The organism is Aeromicrobium sp., from assembly GCF_037719875.1.
In the GTDB taxonomy this organism is placed as follows: domain Bacteria; phylum Actinomycetota; class Actinomycetes; order Propionibacteriales; family Nocardioidaceae; genus Aeromicrobium.
The window spans coordinates 113702-129869 of the sequence record NZ_JBBJMJ010000007.1 but is presented as its reverse complement, the minus strand read 5'-3'; the positions used below and the strand labels follow the sequence as shown (position 1 = coordinate 129869).

The window sequence follows — 16168 nt, the reverse complement described above, 5'->3', positions numbered from 1 at the left end:
CCAAACCTTCCAGAAGTAACCACGGTCAGTCCGGAGTCTTGCACTCCTCCAGGTCGTCGTCCGGATCCTTGGGCTTGTCCTTGTCTTTGTCCTCGTCCTTGGGCTTGTCGGTCTCCTTGGGCTTGCACGGAGTGACCTCGATCTCGGGGGGCGTCGGCGGAGCGGTCACCTGTGGCACGCCTCCACTCGGAGGCGCGACCGACGGCGGACCGACCGTCGGGACCTTTCCACTGTCCGGTTCGGAGATGCCGCTGACCGGCCGCGCCAGGGCGGCGCCGGTGGCATTGAGGACCGGGCGGCGCACGATGCCCAGCAGGATCGCCTTGACCCGCACCTGCGTCGAGACCGTGACGGCGTTGAACGCGCCCGCCGGATCATTGACCGTCGTCATCTGGGCGTTGCACTTCACGAGCTGCCCATCTGCGGCCATCGCCTGCTGGCAATATTGCCTCGCCGCCTTGAGCGCGAGCGTCGGCACGAGATCCAGTCGCGGGTCGGTGACGTCGATCGCTTGTGCGCCCGCTCGCGCCGCCTCCTGCGCGTATGCGATGGCGCGTCCCTTGGCATTGAGCTGACGCCCGCCGTCCACCACGAGGGCCGCCAACATGATGATCGCGAGAGAGACGATCACCACGAACGGGGTGATCGAACCGGTCTCGTCGCGGCACTTCATCGATAACCCCGATAGCGGTCGAGCGGACTCGTGAACGTCCTGGTGATGTCGACGGACTTGAGTGGCAGCGCGGCGAGATCGCTGAGGTCGAGCGTGCAGCGCACCGTCACCGTCACCGTGTCGATCGCAAGTGGATCATCGGGGTCGGGCAGGTCGAAGGCGGTCCTGGACAGCTGCGGTGGCTCGACCACGGCACTGTCCCGGCACGAGGCCGGCGCCTCGGCCATCGCATCCTCGACGGCTTGGCTGACGACATCTGGGACGTCACCGCGTACGTTCTGCGCCGTGGCGGCCCGGGCTCCGTCGCGAGCGGCCTGGTCGACCAGGTTCTCGGTCTGCGCAAAACGGCCGAACGCGATGATGAGCATCATCAGCGCCAGCAGGAACGGGGCGACGATCACCAGCTCGAGGCTCGCGGAACCTTCGTCGCCGCGCTTCGCCGGAACTCTGACTGGGACTCTCACTGGGAGTCCCTCGTGTCGCCGCGGAACTGCTCGAGGGTTGCCTCGGACGACTGCTGGATCTCGACGTTGCCACCCAGCGGCAGGACCGCCTCACCGATGACGAGCATCGTGACCCGGCCCGTGTCCGTGTCGACCGTCCCGACCGCGGTGACGTTCTTGAGCCGGCCGATCTTGGCCGCATAGCCCTCGGTGACGTCCTCGGCTGCGGAGATGAAGGAACCGGGGTCTGAGTTGTTGCCGGCGAGCCGCAGGTAGGAGACGCCCTCACGCGATGCCGACTGCGCAGTGTTGCGCGCGTAGAGGTAGAGGCCAGCCTGGATGATCGTGAAGATCAGCAGCAGGAAGACCGGCGCGATGATCGAGAACTCCAGCGCACTGGTGCCCCGCTCGCGTCGGCCTGCTGATCTTGACGCCGGCATCGGGTCAGGTGTTGGAACCCTGCTCGATCTTGTTGGCGTTGTCCTCGACGACGCTCTGGATGACGCGGGCGACGACAAGGGCGAGGACGACCACGACGGCCGAGATGATGGCCCACTCGATGGCAGACGCGCCTCGCTCGTTGAAGCCCTCTCGTCGCGCTCGGGCCGCGCGACCACGAACCAACGTGATGATGGCGGTGGCGTAGAAGACTTCAGGGGACATGCAGGTTCCTCCCGATACATGAGCAGCCACCTAACCAAGTTGGCTGACGGCTGGATAGGCCAAGAATACCAAGAATGCGACGCACATGAGCAGTTGCGCCATCAGCATCGACTGCGAGCTCTCGCCTGCTGCGCCCTCGATGTCGACCATCTCCTTGCGGCGCATGCTCTCCGCGCGTGCCATGAGCGACAACCGGATCCTGGCGCCCTCGTCGCCGGCGAGCGCAAGGGCCGAGGCGAGGTCGCGGAGCTCGTCGACGCCGAGGTCCCGGCCGAGTCTCGCGATGCCCTCCCACGGGGTCCAGCCCATGATGCGGGCGTTTGACAGTGCCTGGCGCATCCGCACCATGGCCCAGTGGTCGCCGAACGAGGATGCCGCCATGAGGGCCTCGGGCAGCCCGCGTCCGCCGGCGAGGTTCATCGCCACGAGGTCGAGGAACGCTCCGGTCACGTGACGGAAGTCGCGGCGCCGCGACTCGGCCTCGCGGTGGAGCGCGACATCGGGCAGGAAGAAGGCGACGACCGCCGCCAGGATCGCGAACACGACCGGGAGGCCGATCCCGCCGGCAAGCCCGAGGACGAACACCGTGGCAGGGAGCCAGATGAAGGCGGCGAGAGCCAGGAGCGCCTTGGTGCCCAAGTGGGTCGTCATCGGCCGGTTCATGACCGCGAGGTCCTCACGCGTACGCATCAGCTGCCAGCCGCGGGACGATGCCTCGGCCTCGATCCGCTCGCCGAGACTCTCGCGGACCCGATCGAGCCGGCCGTCGGCTGTGGTGCCCGCCGCGCTCGACGTGAACGACCGGCGCGAGTGCCGCGTGCGGTCGAGCCGGTTGAGCGTCGCCGCGACCCCCGGGACCGGACGGCTCAGCACGAGGACGATGAGAAGGATGCCGGCACCCACGCTCGCTCCGGCGAGCAGCTCGAGGATCATACGTCGGGTCCTGCCATCCCTGGGTTGATCAGGAACCGCTCGGGCTCAGCGACGCCCGACAGGCTCCGGAGCCAGAACACGCTGAGCCCGAACACGACGAGCACGCCGGCGAGCACTGCCTGGCCCTCCACGGTGCTGTAGGGCTTGACGTATTCACCGTTGAACACCACCAGCAGAGCCGCGACCCCGCCGATGACGCCCACCACGACCTGGACGCTTCGACGGGTGCTGCGCCGGCTCGACTCCACCCGACGGCGCACGTCGAGCTCATCTCGCGCCGAGGTGGCCAGGGCTGTCAGCACCTCCCTGAGTCCGGGGCCGCGGAGCCGTGCGTTGAGGATCAGCGCGGCGACGACGAGGTCGGCGGAAGGATCGTCCAGGTCCTCGGAGAACTTCATGAGGGCATCGGGGAGCGGCTCTCGGACGCGCAGACGATCGACGAGGAGATTGAGCGACGGGCGGATCGACGGGGCGGCGTTGACTGACGTCGCCGGGATCGCCTGCTCGAGTCCGACGGCTCCGGCGATCGTGTCGCGCAGCGCCTCGATCCACCCGGCCAGACCCTCGATCCGGGCGATAGCGGCCCTCTCATGTCGCGCTCCCCCGAACACCCGGTCCCAGAACGCCACGAGCGCTCCGAGGACGACCGCGAGGACGATCCACCGGGTCACGGCGAGGATCACGACGCCCGCGAGCGCTCCGGCGAGCAGCTGCTGGGCCCGACGTTTCGAGGTCCTCGACGAGAGACGGCGACGTTGGGGGGTGGCCCCCTCCAGGGTGTCGGAACGGCCATTCCGCACGGCGTGGGCGAGAAGCACGCAGCCCAACCCGAGGATCGCTCCGGCCGTGACGGCAAGGGGGAGGCGGAACTCCTCGAGCATCAGGCCCACCGACCGTGCACGTTGGGTTCGTAGCCGTGGTCCTGCAGGTCGGCGATGCAGCCGATCGGCGAGTGCGCCGCTCCGCGGCCGTCCGGATCGGGCGCGAACACCTCGTTGGACAGCACCTGGCCGTCGTGGCCGACGACCTCGCGAATGCTCTCGACGACGCGCGTCTGGACGCCACCGGTCGCGTGATCATTGTGCTTGCGCACGAACACGACGAAGTCGAGAGCGCCGGCGATCAACATCGTCGTGGCCTCGAGCGGCAGCCGCTCGCGGCTCTGGATCGCATACGTGCCGATGCGGTTGAACACCTCGAGCGAGGAGTTGGCGTGGATCGTCGACAACGAGCCGTCGTTGCCCTGGCTCATGGCGTTGAGCATCGTGACGATCTCGTCGCCGAGCACCTCGCCGACGATGACGCGCGACGGATTCATGCGCAGCGACCGCCGTACGAGCTCGGCCATCGACACGTGCCCCAGGCCCTCGGAGTTGCCCAGCCGCTCCTCGAACGACACGACGTTGGGGTGCAGGTCTTCGTACTCCCCGAGTCCCACCTCCAGCGCTCGCTCGACCGTGATCAGTCGCTCGGCCGGTGAGATGACATTGGCCAGCGCCCTGAGCATCGTCGTCTTGCCGGCGTTGGTGGCGCCGGCGATCATGATGTTCTTGCGAGCCTTGACCGCAGCACTCAGGAACGAGGCGATGTCCTCCGACATCGTGCCGTTGGTGACGAGCTCGTCGAGGAAGACCCGGCCGAGCCGTGCCTTGCGTACCGAGATCGAGGGTCGGGCGCAGACGTTCATCACCGCCGACAGTCGGGAGCCGTCAGGCAGTCGCAGGTCGAGCTGGGGGTTGGCGGAGTCGAATGGGCGACTCGACAGGCCCGTGTGGGCCGCCAGGACCTGGACCAGCTCGATCAGCTCGTCGTCGGTCTCGGCAACCGGAGCGTGCCGCTCCTCACGGCCGTCGCCGTACTGGACGAAGACGTGGTCGCAACCGTTGATGTCGATGTTCTCGACCTCGGGGTCGGAGAGCAGCGGCTCGAGCCGGCCCACTCCGAACAGGGCCGAGTGGATCGCCGACGCCACCTGGCCCTCGACATCGGCCGGGATCGGCTTGCGCCCGTCCGCGACCTCGTAACGGGCGTGGTCCTCGAGGACCTGGATGATCAACGAGCGGGCATACTCCCGCTCGTCGTCGGCGTTCATCGGCGTGACGCCGCTGATCTGGTCGCGCCGCCGCTGCTCGTTGAGACGGTCGGCCACCTGCGTGCGCAGCGAACGAACGAGGTCGTGGTCGATCATGAGGCCGCCTCGGTGTCACTGGGTTCACGGTCGCTCGGCAGGAAGGATCCGACTGTCCGGCCGGCGATCTCGTCGACGATGGGCTGCGCAGAGCGTACGAGGTGGGTGCGGGACGGATTGCCCGAGACCTGCCCGAGGAAGAAGCTGGCACCGGAGGTGTCCGCCGCGAGGTGCCGCACGGCCTCGACCGTGGTGCCCGATCGGTCGATCGCGTCACGGATCTCGCCGACGGCACGCGAGCGTTTGGGCGGCGCGACCACGACGACGTAGAGCGGGGCGCCGGAGGCGCCGCCGAGGCTGTCGCTGACCTTGCGCAGGCGTTCGCGGAGGTGCACGACGCTGCTTGGCACGGTGTCGACGACCATGACGACCGCCGATGCCGAAGCCAGCATGGCGTTCTGCGGAGTCTCGGCGCCGATCCGGCCGAGGTCGACGATGGCGTCGTTGGCCGGCAGATTGGCGAAGAGCGCACCGAGCTGACCCCACTGACCAAGACCCGCGGCCTGCTCGGGAGCCGTCATGCCGGTGATGACATCGAGCCCGCCCACGATCTGCTCGGAGTGCTCCGCGACCAGCGCGGGATAGAGGGACTTGCGACCGGCCGCGACGAGGCTCAGGAGGCCGGGGTTGGCGTCCAACCGCTCGCCATCTGCTCCAGGCATGCGCAGGGCGACGTCACCGCCGGACGGGTCGCACTCGACCATGACGCTCGGCCGCGGCCAGAGCGCGGCGAACAGCATCGCCGTGGTCGTGACGCCGGGCGATCCCTTGGCTGAGGCAATGGCAAGAAGTCCCACGGCTCAGGACCCGCAGGTCTTCGCGATGGCGCTGCTGTCGGACCCACCGATGAGGGCCGGAGTGACCGCAGAGTCCTCGATCCCCTGGGAGACCGTCGAGAGGCACGAGATGTCGATCGACACGACGATCGAGGTCTCGCCGCTGCCCGAGCCGCCGATCGAACCGCTCTGCTCGTCGCCCACCGAGACCAGCTCGGCATAGACGGTCTGGCGCTCTCCGCCATCGGAGGTGCCGACGTCGAGCGCCAGCTGGGCCCCCGACTGGAGCCCGCGGATGAACGGCGACGAGTCGACCGCCACGGTGAGCTGGGTCTGGTTCGCCTCGACGCCCGACTTGCCGGAGATCATCGTGCGCATCAACACGGTTCCGGGGAGCAGCCGGGCCCCGGCGGCCTTGCCGACGACGCTGTCCGACTCCGATGACGGGATGCCACCCTCGAAACCTTCGGGCAGGCTCACGCGGGTGAGATCGTCCTGGGAGATCGTGGCGCCCTGGGCGACCTCGCTGTTGACCTGCACGAAGTAGGACCGGTCACCCGACTGGATCGCCAACCAGGCCGAAGCCAGGGCGCCGCCGAAGATCAGGAGGATGGCCAGACCGATCAGCGCCGGTCGGGACTCCCGTGTCGATGGAAGCCGCGAGGCCGTGGCCTGGTTCGCGGTCGATTTGGCCATATGGTGCAACCTCTCGGGGAGCAAGATCTCGGGTCATCCTCGAGGGGGATCCGTCCCCCGACGTGGATCTGGCACAAACGGTACACGGGCCGAGACTCGGTGCCCGATGGTGCGGTCAGGGGTTCGGCGATCGGGCTATGGGCCCGGTGACGCCGGCGCGGAGCTCGCCGGCCGGTCTTGCTTCTGCTGCTCCTTCTTCTCGTTCTCCTCGGTCTTCTGGAACGCCTGCACCACCGCGAGACCTGCCACGATCACCGCGACGACGATCAGGCCGACAACCACGGCCGGCCAGATCTTGGTGTGCTCACGCCACGTGCGCCGACTGCCGTGCAGCAGGGCAGAGCGCAGCTGGCGGCGGCGCATCGCATCAGCCTCGAGCACATAGCGCTCGGAGTTGGGCGTGTTCTGCATCGCCGTCCGAGGACCGACCGGCGGAGGCCGATGCTCGTCGCTGCCGTGCTGACTCATGGGCGCACTCCTCTCACAGCGACGGCACCAGCGACCCGCAGGAGCGCCTCACGCGTCGCGGGAGCGACCTGCGCGGGATCGTATGCGTGGCCGCTCTGGAGGTAGGGATCCGGCGGCACGACGACGACCGTCGCTCCGGCGAGCGCTCCCTGACTCAGCTCGCGCTGGGCATCGCGGTGCGACTGCTCGTGCTGGCACACCACGACGTGCACGGCCTGGGCCGCGGCCCGGGGGTTGGCGAGCCTCAGGCGTTCCACCGCCGCACGCAGCGCAGCGATCCCGAGCTCACCGGGACCCGTCACGATGACGGCCTGGTCGGCGCGTGCCAGAGCTGCGTGGCCCGCTTCTCCAGCGTCATCACCGACATCGAGCAGGTTGAAGGTGTGATCGGCCCTGAGCCGATCGAGCACCCCGGCGACGTCTCCGCGACCCAGGCCCTGGTCCCACCCCGAGCCGTCGACCATGCCGAGCCCACTGTCTGCTGTCGGCGGTGTGCTCGCTTCGGTCTCCGCGAGCAGTGAGGAGACCGACCTCGGCGCTGAGGCCCCGAACGTCTCGCCCAGTGATGGAGTGCCCTGCTGCACGTCCACGACGACCGAGCGGTCCTCCCGCATCGCCATGAAAGCCGTGCCGACACCGACAGCGACTGTCGTGCAGCCCACCCCACCCTTGCCGGCGATGAAGGCGATGATCCGCCGGTCGGTCTGTCTCTGGCGGACCGCATCGATGGACTGACGTTCTCCCTGCACGGTCACGGCGGCGTCCGGCGTGACCATGCCTCGTGCGACGGTGCGCAGCAGTCTGGAGGCCTGTCGGGGGGCCGGCGCGGGTGCCCCCGGGCGGCCCAGCATCTGCTCCGCGGCGGAGGGTGGTTCCTCGGCTTCGGGCGGCGGGGCGGTTTCGGTGAACGGCCTAGGTGCAGGGGCGCTCTGATACTCGGGCCGCAAGGGAAGCACCCGCGCCTGCGGGCCGTCGGGCTCCTCGTCCGGCTCGCTCGTGGGACGCGACGGTGCGACGGGCTCACCGAGGCCGAGGCTGCGTGGGTCGATGCCCATACGGGAAAGGTCACCGGCCGCGCTCTGCGCCTGCCTGCGGTCACGCAAGGACTGGTCCGGCTTGTCCTGGTCGTCGTCGATGTCATCGGCCATCAAAAGATCCCCCCGATCTTGGAATAGACGCCGAGGGCACCGAACAGCAGGACGAACACGTTGACGACCACCAGGAACTCCACGATGTTGAGCCAGCGTTTGACCCGGGCCCGGGTGATGTCGGACATCTGCAGTGATGACAGTGCTATTGCAGCCAGCAGGACCACGGCCACAGCCACCACGAGCCACGGGGCGGTCGACTCCTCCTCCACGCCGAAGCGCACCATGGCGAAGGTCAGGACGCCGAGCCCGGCCACCCGCAGCGGGAGCATGTGAGGCGTCCGGGAGAACAGTCGCGACCTGAGGATCGCCGCCACGGCAAGGCTCAGCGCGAGGGTCCGGTCCCACGGGCTGCCCGCCAGATCGAGCGTTGTCCCTCCCCAGAAGATCACCAACGAGATCCCGGTGAGGCAGCCCACGAGGACCGCGTTGCTGGCGCGGTAGCGCGAGCGCAGGGCGGTGAGGTCGAGCCTGCCCACGTGCCGCACGCGGTAGTCGGCACTGGCCAGCCCGCCGACTGACAGCGAGATGAGCGGGATGGATCCCACGACCATCAGCATGATGACGGGAAGGATACGGCGGAACTGGTCCTTCGGGAGATCGCTCCACCCCACCGCGGCAAAGCTCAGCCCGGAGGCCAGGAGTACCGCTGCGACCGCGAGGTGCCCCGTCGCGGCCGGCGTGAGGAGCCGGGCGGCACCGGCAGCGAAGGCCACCACGACGACGCTCAGGCCCAGAATCTGCCACGTGTCGGCGCCGGCGCGGTCGCCGACGACGGATCCGAACAACGCCGCCCACACCATCGCCCCCGCGGCGGCGACCTGGGCGTCCACGACACGGGCGAACCGCGCAGCCCACCAGGTCACGAAGAGCAACGCGGCCGTCGCGAAGAGTGTCGCTGCCGGGGAGTTGACGTCGGCGATCCGGTTGCCGTCGTCGACCTGCCCCGCGATCCACGAGACCAGGCCGAGGGCCGTCAGGACACCGGCACCGGCGATGATCGTGAACGATCCGGTCGTCCGGGTCGACCACACTCCGCCGGAGGCGTCGACGCTGTCCTCGACCGTGTCGCGTACGTCCTCGACCGTGGCCGGACGAACCTCATCGCTCTGGGCGCGGAGCTCCAGCACGTCGCCGTCGAGCACGCCCGCGTCGCCAAGCGTCTGCGCCAGCGAGAGCGAGGTGCCGCCCAGGTGCGCGAGGGTCCAGCTCGTGGGTGAGCCGTCGGCCGAATCGGGTGCCGCATAGCGCATCACCTGCGGCAGCACGTCGGACAACGGCAGCGCGTTGGGCAGCGCCAGATCGATCGTGCGATCGGCCGTCACCACGGTGACTCGGCTGTATGCAGTCAGCACGCAGTGGACCCCCTCGACGTCACTCTCGACCGGGCGACTGCACCTTGCGGCCCCTGATCGAGGTTGCGAGCATATCGTTGACCCACGCGACCTCACATCCGATGACCGAACCGGGGACCCATGACGACCGCACTGGTGAAACGCCCGGCACGAATCGAGCCGCCGAGCACCCGGTCCGAGCCACTGTCGATCGAGGCGCCGCCGATGCGGGGGCAGGCCGCGCCACCCATGGCGGGCGCAAGCATGATGATGATGCCGATCATGAGCGGCACCGGGTCCGTGACGATTGCCATCACCCAGCGCGGCCGGCCGATCGTGGCGGTTGCAGCTCTACTGGCCCTGATCGGCTCGATCGCCATCGGCGTCGTCATGATGATCAGCCAACGCAGCGGCACCAAGCGTCAGGTGCGCGAGGGCCGGGAGCGGTATCTCGACTACATCGAGGCCCTGCGCCACACGGCCCGTGACCAGATCGCGAGCCAGCGGGCCGAGCAGGCGTGGCGCCATCCCCGCACCGACGAGCTCCTCGACATCTGCCGCGACGACACGCGGCGGTGGGAGCGCCGACCGTCGCACCTGGACTTCCTGTCGGTCCGGCTGGGCACTGGCGAGGTGCCCCTGGCCTCCGGCCTGACACTGGACGCCGACACCGGGCCGTTGAACGACTTCGACCCCGTGTGCCTGCAGGCCGCCCAGGAGCTCACCGAGCGCTACGCCTCGCTCCGCGGACAGCCCATCACGCTCAACCTGTCCGCGCTCGGGCAGATGAGCGTCATCGGCCGCCCCATGCACCGCCGCGCCCTGGCCACCAACTTGGTCCTCCAGCTGGCGACCCTCCACAGCCCCAATGATCTGGAGATCGCGCTCGTGCGCTCCGATGACACCGCCGCCGAGTGGGACTGGATGAAGTGGCTGCCCCACACCCAGTCGACCCAGGTGCTCGACGGGGACCTGCCGGCTCGCCGCATCGCACCGGACGTGCTCGCCATGGCCGAGCTCCTCGCCCCCGATCTGGAGGCTCGGCTGGATCGCGCCCAGCGTTCACGGGGGGGTGCTGCCGCACCGGCGACACACCTCGTGGTGATCATCGACGGCGACGGGCTCCAGCCCGGTCAACACCTCAGCTCACCCGACCTGCAGGTGCCGCTCGCGGATCTCGGTGTCCACGTGATCTCCCTGCTCGACTCCGCGCGGCAGGAGCCCGAGACGATCAGCGAGCGGGTCGAGCTCGGTGAGGACGGCTCTGTTGCCCTCAGCTCCCGGGCCGACCGGTTCACGCTGGACATACCCCCGCAGGGCGTTGCTCCCACCATCGCCCGGGTCCTGTCATCGCTGCGGCTCACGGTCGAGGACGTCGGCGAGGACGGGCTCACCGACACCGTCGGCCTGCCCGAGATCCTCGGTGTCGGCGATCCGGCCCGACTGGGCCTCGAGCGGTCGTGGCGACCCCGAGCCATGCGCGACCTGCTCCGCGTCCCCATCGGCGTCGGCGCCACCGGCAACACCGTGATGCTCGACCTCAAGGAGTCCGCACACGGCGGCATGGGTCCGCACGGGCTGGTCGTGGGCGCGACCGGATCGGGCAAGTCCGAGATGTTGCGCACGCTCGTCAGCTCCCTCGTCATCGCCCACGGGCCTGACCGACTGGCCCTCATGCTGGTCGACTTCAAGGGCGGCGCCACCTTCGCCTCGATGGAGCACATCCCCCACATCGCCGGCATGATCACCAACCTGCAGGACGACCTGACGCTGGTCGACCGCATGCGCGACGCCCTCTACGGCGAGATGCAGCGGCGCCAGGAGATCCTCAAGCAGGCCGGCAACCTGCCGAACGTCACGGCGTACCAGGACCGCATCGACGCCGGCGAGGACCTCGAGCCGCTGCCCCACCTCCTCGTGATCGTCGACGAGTTCTCCGAGCTCCTCACCGCCAAGCCGGACTTCGCCGAGATGTTCGTCGCAATCGGGCGCATCGGCCGCTCGATCGGGGTCCACCTGCTGCTCGCGACCCAGAAGCTCGAGATGGGCAAGATCCGCGGGCTCGAGTCACATCTGTCCTATCGCATCAGCCTGCGTACGTTCTCCGAGAGCGAGAGCCGCGACACGATCGGCGTGCCGGACGCGTTCCACCTGCCGCCCGAGCCCGGGTCGGGCTACCTCAAGGTCGACACGACGGTCTTCGACCGGTTCAAGGCCGCGCTCGTCTCGTCCCCTTACGTCCCGCCGAGCGACGGCCCCAAGACCTCGGTGCCGGTCGTCCCCTACGTCGCGGTCAACGGCCTCGGTGCGTGGCTCGCCGAGCAGGCCGCCGCGGCACAGGGCGGTGCCGAGCAGCTCGTCCAGGGTGTCAGCTCCACCGGGCGCAGCGTCCTCGACGTGATCTGCGACCAGATCGCCGAGGCCGGCGCAGCGCAGGTCCGCCCGGTGTGGCTCGATCCGCTCCCGGCCCGCCTCCCGCTCGGCGACATCTGTTCGATCGACACCGCGAGCCCGGCCACGACGTGCTCGGCGGTTCTCGGTCTCGTCGACGACCCCAAGCACCAGGACCAGTTCCCGCTCGAATGGGACTTCACCGGCGGCGGGGCCAACCTGGTCGTCACGGGTTCGCCGCAGACCGGCAAGTCCACGCTGCTCCGCACCATGATCTTGTCCATGGCGATGACCTACGCGCCCGGGGACGTCGCGTTCTACTGCATCGACTACGGCGGTGGCTCCCTCGGCGCGCTCCAAGGCGTCCCGCACGTCGCGTCAGTCACGTCGCGGGTCGACCCGGAGAAGATCAGCCGCACAGTCAATGACGTGCGTTCGGCGCTCAACCAGCGCGAGGCGATGTTCCGTGAGCACGGTTGGGACTCCATGGCGGCCTATCGGCGCGCCCGGGTGGCCGGCGACGTGCCCGACGCCGAGCACGGTGACATCTTCCTCGTCATCGACGGGTGGGGAACCTTCCGCGACGAGTACGACGACCTCGACTACGCGATCGCCGACATCGCGGCCCGTGGCACCAACTTCGGTGTCCATGTCGTCATCACCGTGACTCAGGCGATGCAGGTACGCATGCGGATGCAGGGCTCGATGGGCGGGCGTCTGGAGCTGCGTCTCAACGACGCCTACGACTCCGAGTTCGAGCGCAGTGCGATGGAGCAGATCGGCAAGGAGGCGACCGGCCGGGGCATCACCGGCACCCGCAAGTCCGCCAACATCTTCCAGGCCGCACTGCCCGTGATGTCCGTGCCGGAGGACGATGACGAGCCGATCGGCGACGACGACCAGAAGGCGCTGATCGAGGCGATCGTCGCCAAGTGGGGCGACCGGTCGGTCACCCGCGTCGAGGTGCTGCCGCGTCGGGTCGAGCTCTCCGACCTCCCGCCGATCCAGCTGGGCGACAAGGGCGTGCTGGTGGGCCTGTCGGAGATCAACCTCGGACCGGCCGAGATCGAGGTCTTCGGCGCCGATCCGCACCTGCAGGTCTACGGCGACGGTGAGACCGGCAAGTCCAACCTGCTCAAGCTCCTGATCCGCAACCTGATCGCCAGCCGCACCTCCGACGAGATCGGGTTCGCCGTCGTCGACTTTCGCCGGTCCCTGCTCGACGTCGTGCCGGAGGACTATCTCCTCACGTACTCGACCAGCCAGGAGCAGGCCGCCCAGATGGCGCGCGACGTGGCGGGAGCGATCAACGCACGGGTGCCCGGTCCGGACGTCACCTCGGCTGAGCTCCGCAACCGGTCCTGGTGGAACGGGCTCGAGGTGTTCGTGATCGTCGACGACTACGACCTCGTCTCGACGTCACAGGGTGACCCGCTGACGCCTCTGCTCGACCTCCTGCCGCAGGGCCGTGACCTGGGCTTCCACCTCGTGCTCGCTCGCCGTACGGGTGGCATGAGCCGAGCCGTGTTCGAGCCGATCATCCAGCGCCTGATCGACCTCAGCGCACCCGGCTTCATGTTCTCCGGTGACCGCATGGAAGGGCGCCTGATCGGCGGCCACCCGTCGCAGCGACTCCCGCGTGGCCGGGCCATGTATGTGACCCGGGACGGCGCCACTTCCTTGGTCCAGACCGCCATCGTTCCCGACCCTGCCGAGGACTGAGTCGTCCTCCCGACCCCTCGGGCGGCGGCGATACCTGTTTCACTCTGTCCCGAAGTGTCGTACGGTGGGATTCCTGACGTATTCCACTAGGGGGATGACATGGCAGCAGATCGCGTATCACTGTCCGACGGTTACGAAGGTGCCGTCCAGGGCCACAAGGACGTCGCCAACTCGGGCGAGAACGTCCACGGCCTCGCCAAGAAGCAGCACGGTGCCACCGCAGACCTCGCCGGCACCAACAAGGGTTCGTTCGCGACGCAGGCCGGCAACGGGTCGACGGCGGCCGCCAACAGCCTGCAGGCCGCATCGCTGATGCACACGGCCAACGCCGAAGGCGGCGCACGCTACGTCCGCACCACGGCCGGGCACGAGGACGAAGCCGCATCGAGCCAGGGCTCGGAGTCCACCACCGTGGAGTCCCACGCCAGCGACCTCCATTCCAAGATCAACCGGGCCTAAGACCCCTACCGAGAGACTGAGGAGAACATCATGGGTGACCAACTTCGCGTCGACCGTGCATCCGTCCAGCAGCACACCGACGACACTCGCGGCAACATGGGTTCGTTCCGGGGCCAGAACGATGACGTGGACCGTCGTCAGGCGACCCTCCAGAACCAGATGGAGAACGGCGTCGGCTCCGAGGACCAGGAGCGTGTCCGCACGACCTCGGGTCGTCACACGACCGACATCGACAACAACGTGAACCGGCTGTCGAGCAAGACCTCAGAAAACGCCGACGAGTTCATCTCGAACGTACGCAACGCGGCTAGCAAGTCGTTCAACACGATCCAGTAGGTCGTCGACATGGGCGAGGGATCTTCTAACGTCACCGGCGTGGAGGTGGACAACCTTCACGCGACCGGTCGCACCATCGCTGGCCGTTCTGGCGGTGGGAAGGCGGCCGCTCGAGGCATCAGCACGGGCCTCGACTCGGCGTCCGGTCTGGTCGGCCACTCGATGGTCAAGTCCGCGATGTCGCAATTCGTCACGGGAGTCGTCGACGACTCCAACAAGTTGGGCAACCAGCTGGAGAACGCCGGGGACAACGTCTCCAACGTGGCGTCAACGGCCCGCTCCAGCGACGAGGAAGCCGCCGCGGACGTACAGACCGCCATCGCGCCCAACACCGAGATCAGCGGCCGAATCAACCGCCAGATCTGACGCACGACCCTCGAAGGATCCCGGCAGCCGATCTCCGGGATCCTTCGTCTTCATCAGGCCGATCCGTCTTGGGGGTTCGATCATCGCTGCGCCGTCCTCGACGAAGAACGCCGCAGGGGCCCGTGACCCCCGGATGCGTCAGGCCGAAGCCGGTCGCATCGATTCGCGGTACGTGGAGTCGATCACCCAGCCGGCCCGGGACGGACCTGATCGAGAGCTCAACACGTGATGCCAGCTCGATCGCTGGCGTGGATCGCGATCGCCATGATCTTCACGACCCTCTCCGCCTGCGAAGGAGAGGACGAACCGATGAAGACCTCCACCGACCAGCCAGTCTGCGGCCTCGTCGACCCCGAGCTCGTGGCACAGGTTGTGGGCCCGGGCGAGCTGAGGACCACAGGCGAAGGCGCCGTCTCCCTCAAGGCGCGCGCCGTTCGGCCGGCCAGCTGCAGCATCGCTCCAGCGGATGGGTCGCGCCCGATTGTCCAGGTCCGGATCGGCGAAGTCGTGGACAGCGCTGACTTCTGGCGCAAGCGGCTGAAGCAGGAAGCCGAGAAGGCAGGCTGCGACCTGCGCTACACCGACGATCCAGGCTACGGATACACCTGCGACTACGACTCCGGCCTGTACAACCCCGGCAGCAGCGTCGAGGTGCTCCGCGGTGACCGCATCATCCGGGTCGTCGCCTACAAGTGGTCCGGCTCCACCCACAACCAGCGGGTCGAGATCGGCGAGAAGATCGCGTTGAGCGCAGACGAGAACCTCACCACCTACGACAAGAAGTAGGGCCAAGGGCCGGCTCGGGCAGTCAGGCCACAGCGCTAGGCATGGCTCGGCGCGTCTCGTCGCTAGGGTCGAGGCGTGACCACCGGCTTCGACCTCGACATGACCCTGATCGACTCACGCCCCGGCATCAAGGCGGTCTACGACCAGCTCGTCATCGATTCCGGAATCCCGATCGACACCGATCTCGTGGTCTCGCGCCTCGGGCCGCCGGTCGAGAGGGAGCTCGCCCAGTGGATGCCGGAGGCCGAGGTGCCACGCTGGGCCGACCACTACCGGGCGATCTATCCCGACATCGCCCTTCCGCTCATCACCGTCTTGCCGGGTGCCCACGACGCGCTCGAGGCCGCGCAGAAGCGCGGCCGGACGATCCTCATCACGGCCAAGAATGGTCCGAGTGCCCAGCTCCATGTCGACCATCTCGGGCTGGCGATCGACGAGGTCTTCGGCCGGGCCTGGCGCGAGGGCAAGGCCGCGGTGCTGAGCGAGCAGGACGCCACGACGTACGTCGGAGACCACGTGCACGACATGGAGGCCGCCCGACTCGCAAGCGCGACCGGGGTCGCCGTCACGACCGGCCCGTGCACCGCGGACGAGCTCCGACAGGCCGGCGCCGAGGTCGTGCTCTCGACCCTCGAGGACTTCCCGCGCTGGCTCGACCCACGCTGACCTGCGCAAACTGTGTGACCACGCTGACAGGCCGACAATCGCCATGTGGCTTGTAATCGCGACCGCTCAGGCGGATACTTAAGTTACTAACCAGTAGGAATGCTGCCGATCGCAGCGCAC

19 protein-coding genes are annotated in these 16168 nt (G+C 68.4%); 6 read left to right on the top strand and 13 right to left on the bottom strand.

The window, feature by feature from the left end:
• Positions 1-25: 25 nt before the first annotated feature.
• The 13 genes from WKF39_RS09210 to WKF39_RS09150 all read right to left on the bottom strand — a co-directional run bounded on the left by WKF39_RS09210 (position 26) and on the right by WKF39_RS09150 (position 9606).
• Positions 26-673 (bottom strand): pilus assembly protein TadG-related protein, encoded by a 648-nt coding sequence (locus tag WKF39_RS09210; RefSeq protein WP_340387599.1) that lies wholly within the window; start codon positions 671-673, stop codon positions 26-28.
• A complete protein-coding gene (locus tag WKF39_RS09205; RefSeq protein WP_340387597.1) occupies positions 670-1137 on the bottom strand; it encodes a TadE/TadG family type IV pilus assembly protein in 468 nt (155 codons plus the stop codon). The genes WKF39_RS09210 and WKF39_RS09205 overlap by 4 nt, the downstream gene beginning before the upstream one ends.
• Positions 1134-1556, bottom strand: a complete 423-nt coding sequence (locus WKF39_RS09200; protein ID WP_340387595.1) for a TadE/TadG family type IV pilus assembly protein — start codon at positions 1554-1556, stop codon at positions 1134-1136. Before WKF39_RS09200 ends, WKF39_RS09205 begins: the two co-directional genes overlap by 4 nt.
• Positions 1557-1560: 4 nt before the next feature.
• On the bottom strand, positions 1561-1779 hold the full coding sequence (locus WKF39_RS09195) for a hypothetical protein (RefSeq protein WP_340387594.1): 219 nt from the start codon (positions 1777-1779) through the stop codon (positions 1561-1563).
• 30 nt (positions 1780-1809) lie between these two features.
• Positions 1810-2712 carry a type II secretion system F family protein gene (locus WKF39_RS09190; RefSeq protein ID WP_340387592.1) on the bottom strand — a complete coding sequence of 301 codons (903 nt, stop codon included), beginning with the start codon at positions 2710-2712 and terminating at the stop codon, positions 1810-1812.
• Positions 2709-3593 carry a type II secretion system F family protein gene (locus WKF39_RS09185; protein WP_340387590.1) on the bottom strand — a complete coding sequence of 295 codons (885 nt, stop codon included), beginning with the start codon at positions 3591-3593 and terminating at the stop codon, positions 2709-2711. The genes WKF39_RS09190 and WKF39_RS09185 overlap by 4 nt, the downstream gene beginning before the upstream one ends.
• A complete protein-coding gene (locus WKF39_RS09180; protein ID WP_340387588.1) occupies positions 3593-4900 on the bottom strand; it encodes an ATPase, T2SS/T4P/T4SS family in 1308 nt (435 codons plus the stop codon). Before WKF39_RS09180 ends, WKF39_RS09185 begins: the two co-directional genes overlap by 1 nt.
• Complete coding sequence (locus WKF39_RS09175) at positions 4897-5697, bottom strand: hypothetical protein (RefSeq protein ID WP_340387586.1); 801 nt, start codon at positions 5695-5697, stop codon at positions 4897-4899. The genes WKF39_RS09180 and WKF39_RS09175 overlap by 4 nt, the downstream gene beginning before the upstream one ends.
• A 3-nt stretch (positions 5698-5700) precedes the next feature.
• A complete protein-coding gene (locus tag WKF39_RS09170; RefSeq protein ID WP_340387584.1) occupies positions 5701-6372 on the bottom strand; it encodes an SAF domain-containing protein in 672 nt (223 codons plus the stop codon).
• 135 nt (positions 6373-6507) lie between these two features.
• A complete protein-coding gene (locus WKF39_RS09165) occupies positions 6508-6840 on the bottom strand; it encodes a hypothetical protein (protein ID WP_340387582.1) in 333 nt (110 codons plus the stop codon).
• Positions 6837-7988 carry a hypothetical protein gene (locus WKF39_RS09160; protein WP_340387580.1) on the bottom strand — a complete coding sequence of 384 codons (1152 nt, stop codon included), beginning with the start codon at positions 7986-7988 and terminating at the stop codon, positions 6837-6839. Before WKF39_RS09160 ends, WKF39_RS09165 begins: the two co-directional genes overlap by 4 nt.
• Positions 7988-9343 carry a type VII secretion integral membrane protein EccD gene (gene eccD, locus WKF39_RS09155; RefSeq protein ID WP_340387578.1) on the bottom strand — a complete coding sequence of 452 codons (1356 nt, stop codon included), beginning with the start codon at positions 9341-9343 and terminating at the stop codon, positions 7988-7990. Before eccD ends, WKF39_RS09160 begins: the two co-directional genes overlap by 1 nt.
• A 92-nt stretch (positions 9344-9435) precedes the next feature.
• A complete protein-coding gene (locus WKF39_RS09150) occupies positions 9436-9606 on the bottom strand; it encodes a hypothetical protein (RefSeq protein ID WP_340387639.1) in 171 nt (56 codons plus the stop codon).
• Here WKF39_RS09150 and eccCa point away from each other — a divergent pair.
• The 6 genes from eccCa to WKF39_RS09120 all read left to right on the top strand — a co-directional run bounded on the left by eccCa (position 9548) and on the right by WKF39_RS09120 (position 16048).
• Positions 9548-13435, top strand: coding sequence for a type VII secretion protein EccCa (gene eccCa, locus WKF39_RS09145; protein ID WP_340387637.1), 3888 nt, complete (start codon positions 9548-9550; stop codon positions 13433-13435). The genes WKF39_RS09150 and eccCa overlap by 59 nt on opposite strands.
• A 99-nt stretch (positions 13436-13534) precedes the next feature.
• Positions 13535-13894 (top strand): hypothetical protein, encoded by a 360-nt coding sequence (locus WKF39_RS09140; RefSeq protein WP_340387576.1) that lies wholly within the window; start codon positions 13535-13537, stop codon positions 13892-13894.
• Between the two features lie 30 nt (positions 13895-13924).
• Complete coding sequence (locus WKF39_RS09135) at positions 13925-14230, top strand: hypothetical protein (protein WP_340387574.1); 306 nt, start codon at positions 13925-13927, stop codon at positions 14228-14230.
• 39 nt (positions 14231-14269) lie between these two features.
• Positions 14270-14596 (top strand): hypothetical protein, encoded by a 327-nt coding sequence (locus tag WKF39_RS09130; RefSeq protein WP_340387572.1) that lies wholly within the window; start codon positions 14270-14272, stop codon positions 14594-14596.
• A 309-nt stretch (positions 14597-14905) separates the two neighbouring features.
• Positions 14906-15382: a hypothetical protein gene (locus tag WKF39_RS09125; RefSeq protein WP_340387571.1), complete on the top strand. Its 477-nt coding sequence runs from the start codon at positions 14906-14908 to the stop codon at positions 15380-15382.
• 75 nt (positions 15383-15457) lie between these two features.
• Positions 15458-16048 carry an HAD hydrolase-like protein gene (locus WKF39_RS09120; protein ID WP_340387569.1) on the top strand — a complete coding sequence of 197 codons (591 nt, stop codon included), beginning with the start codon at positions 15458-15460 and terminating at the stop codon, positions 16046-16048.
• The last annotated feature ends 120 nt before the right edge of the window (positions 16049-16168 follow it).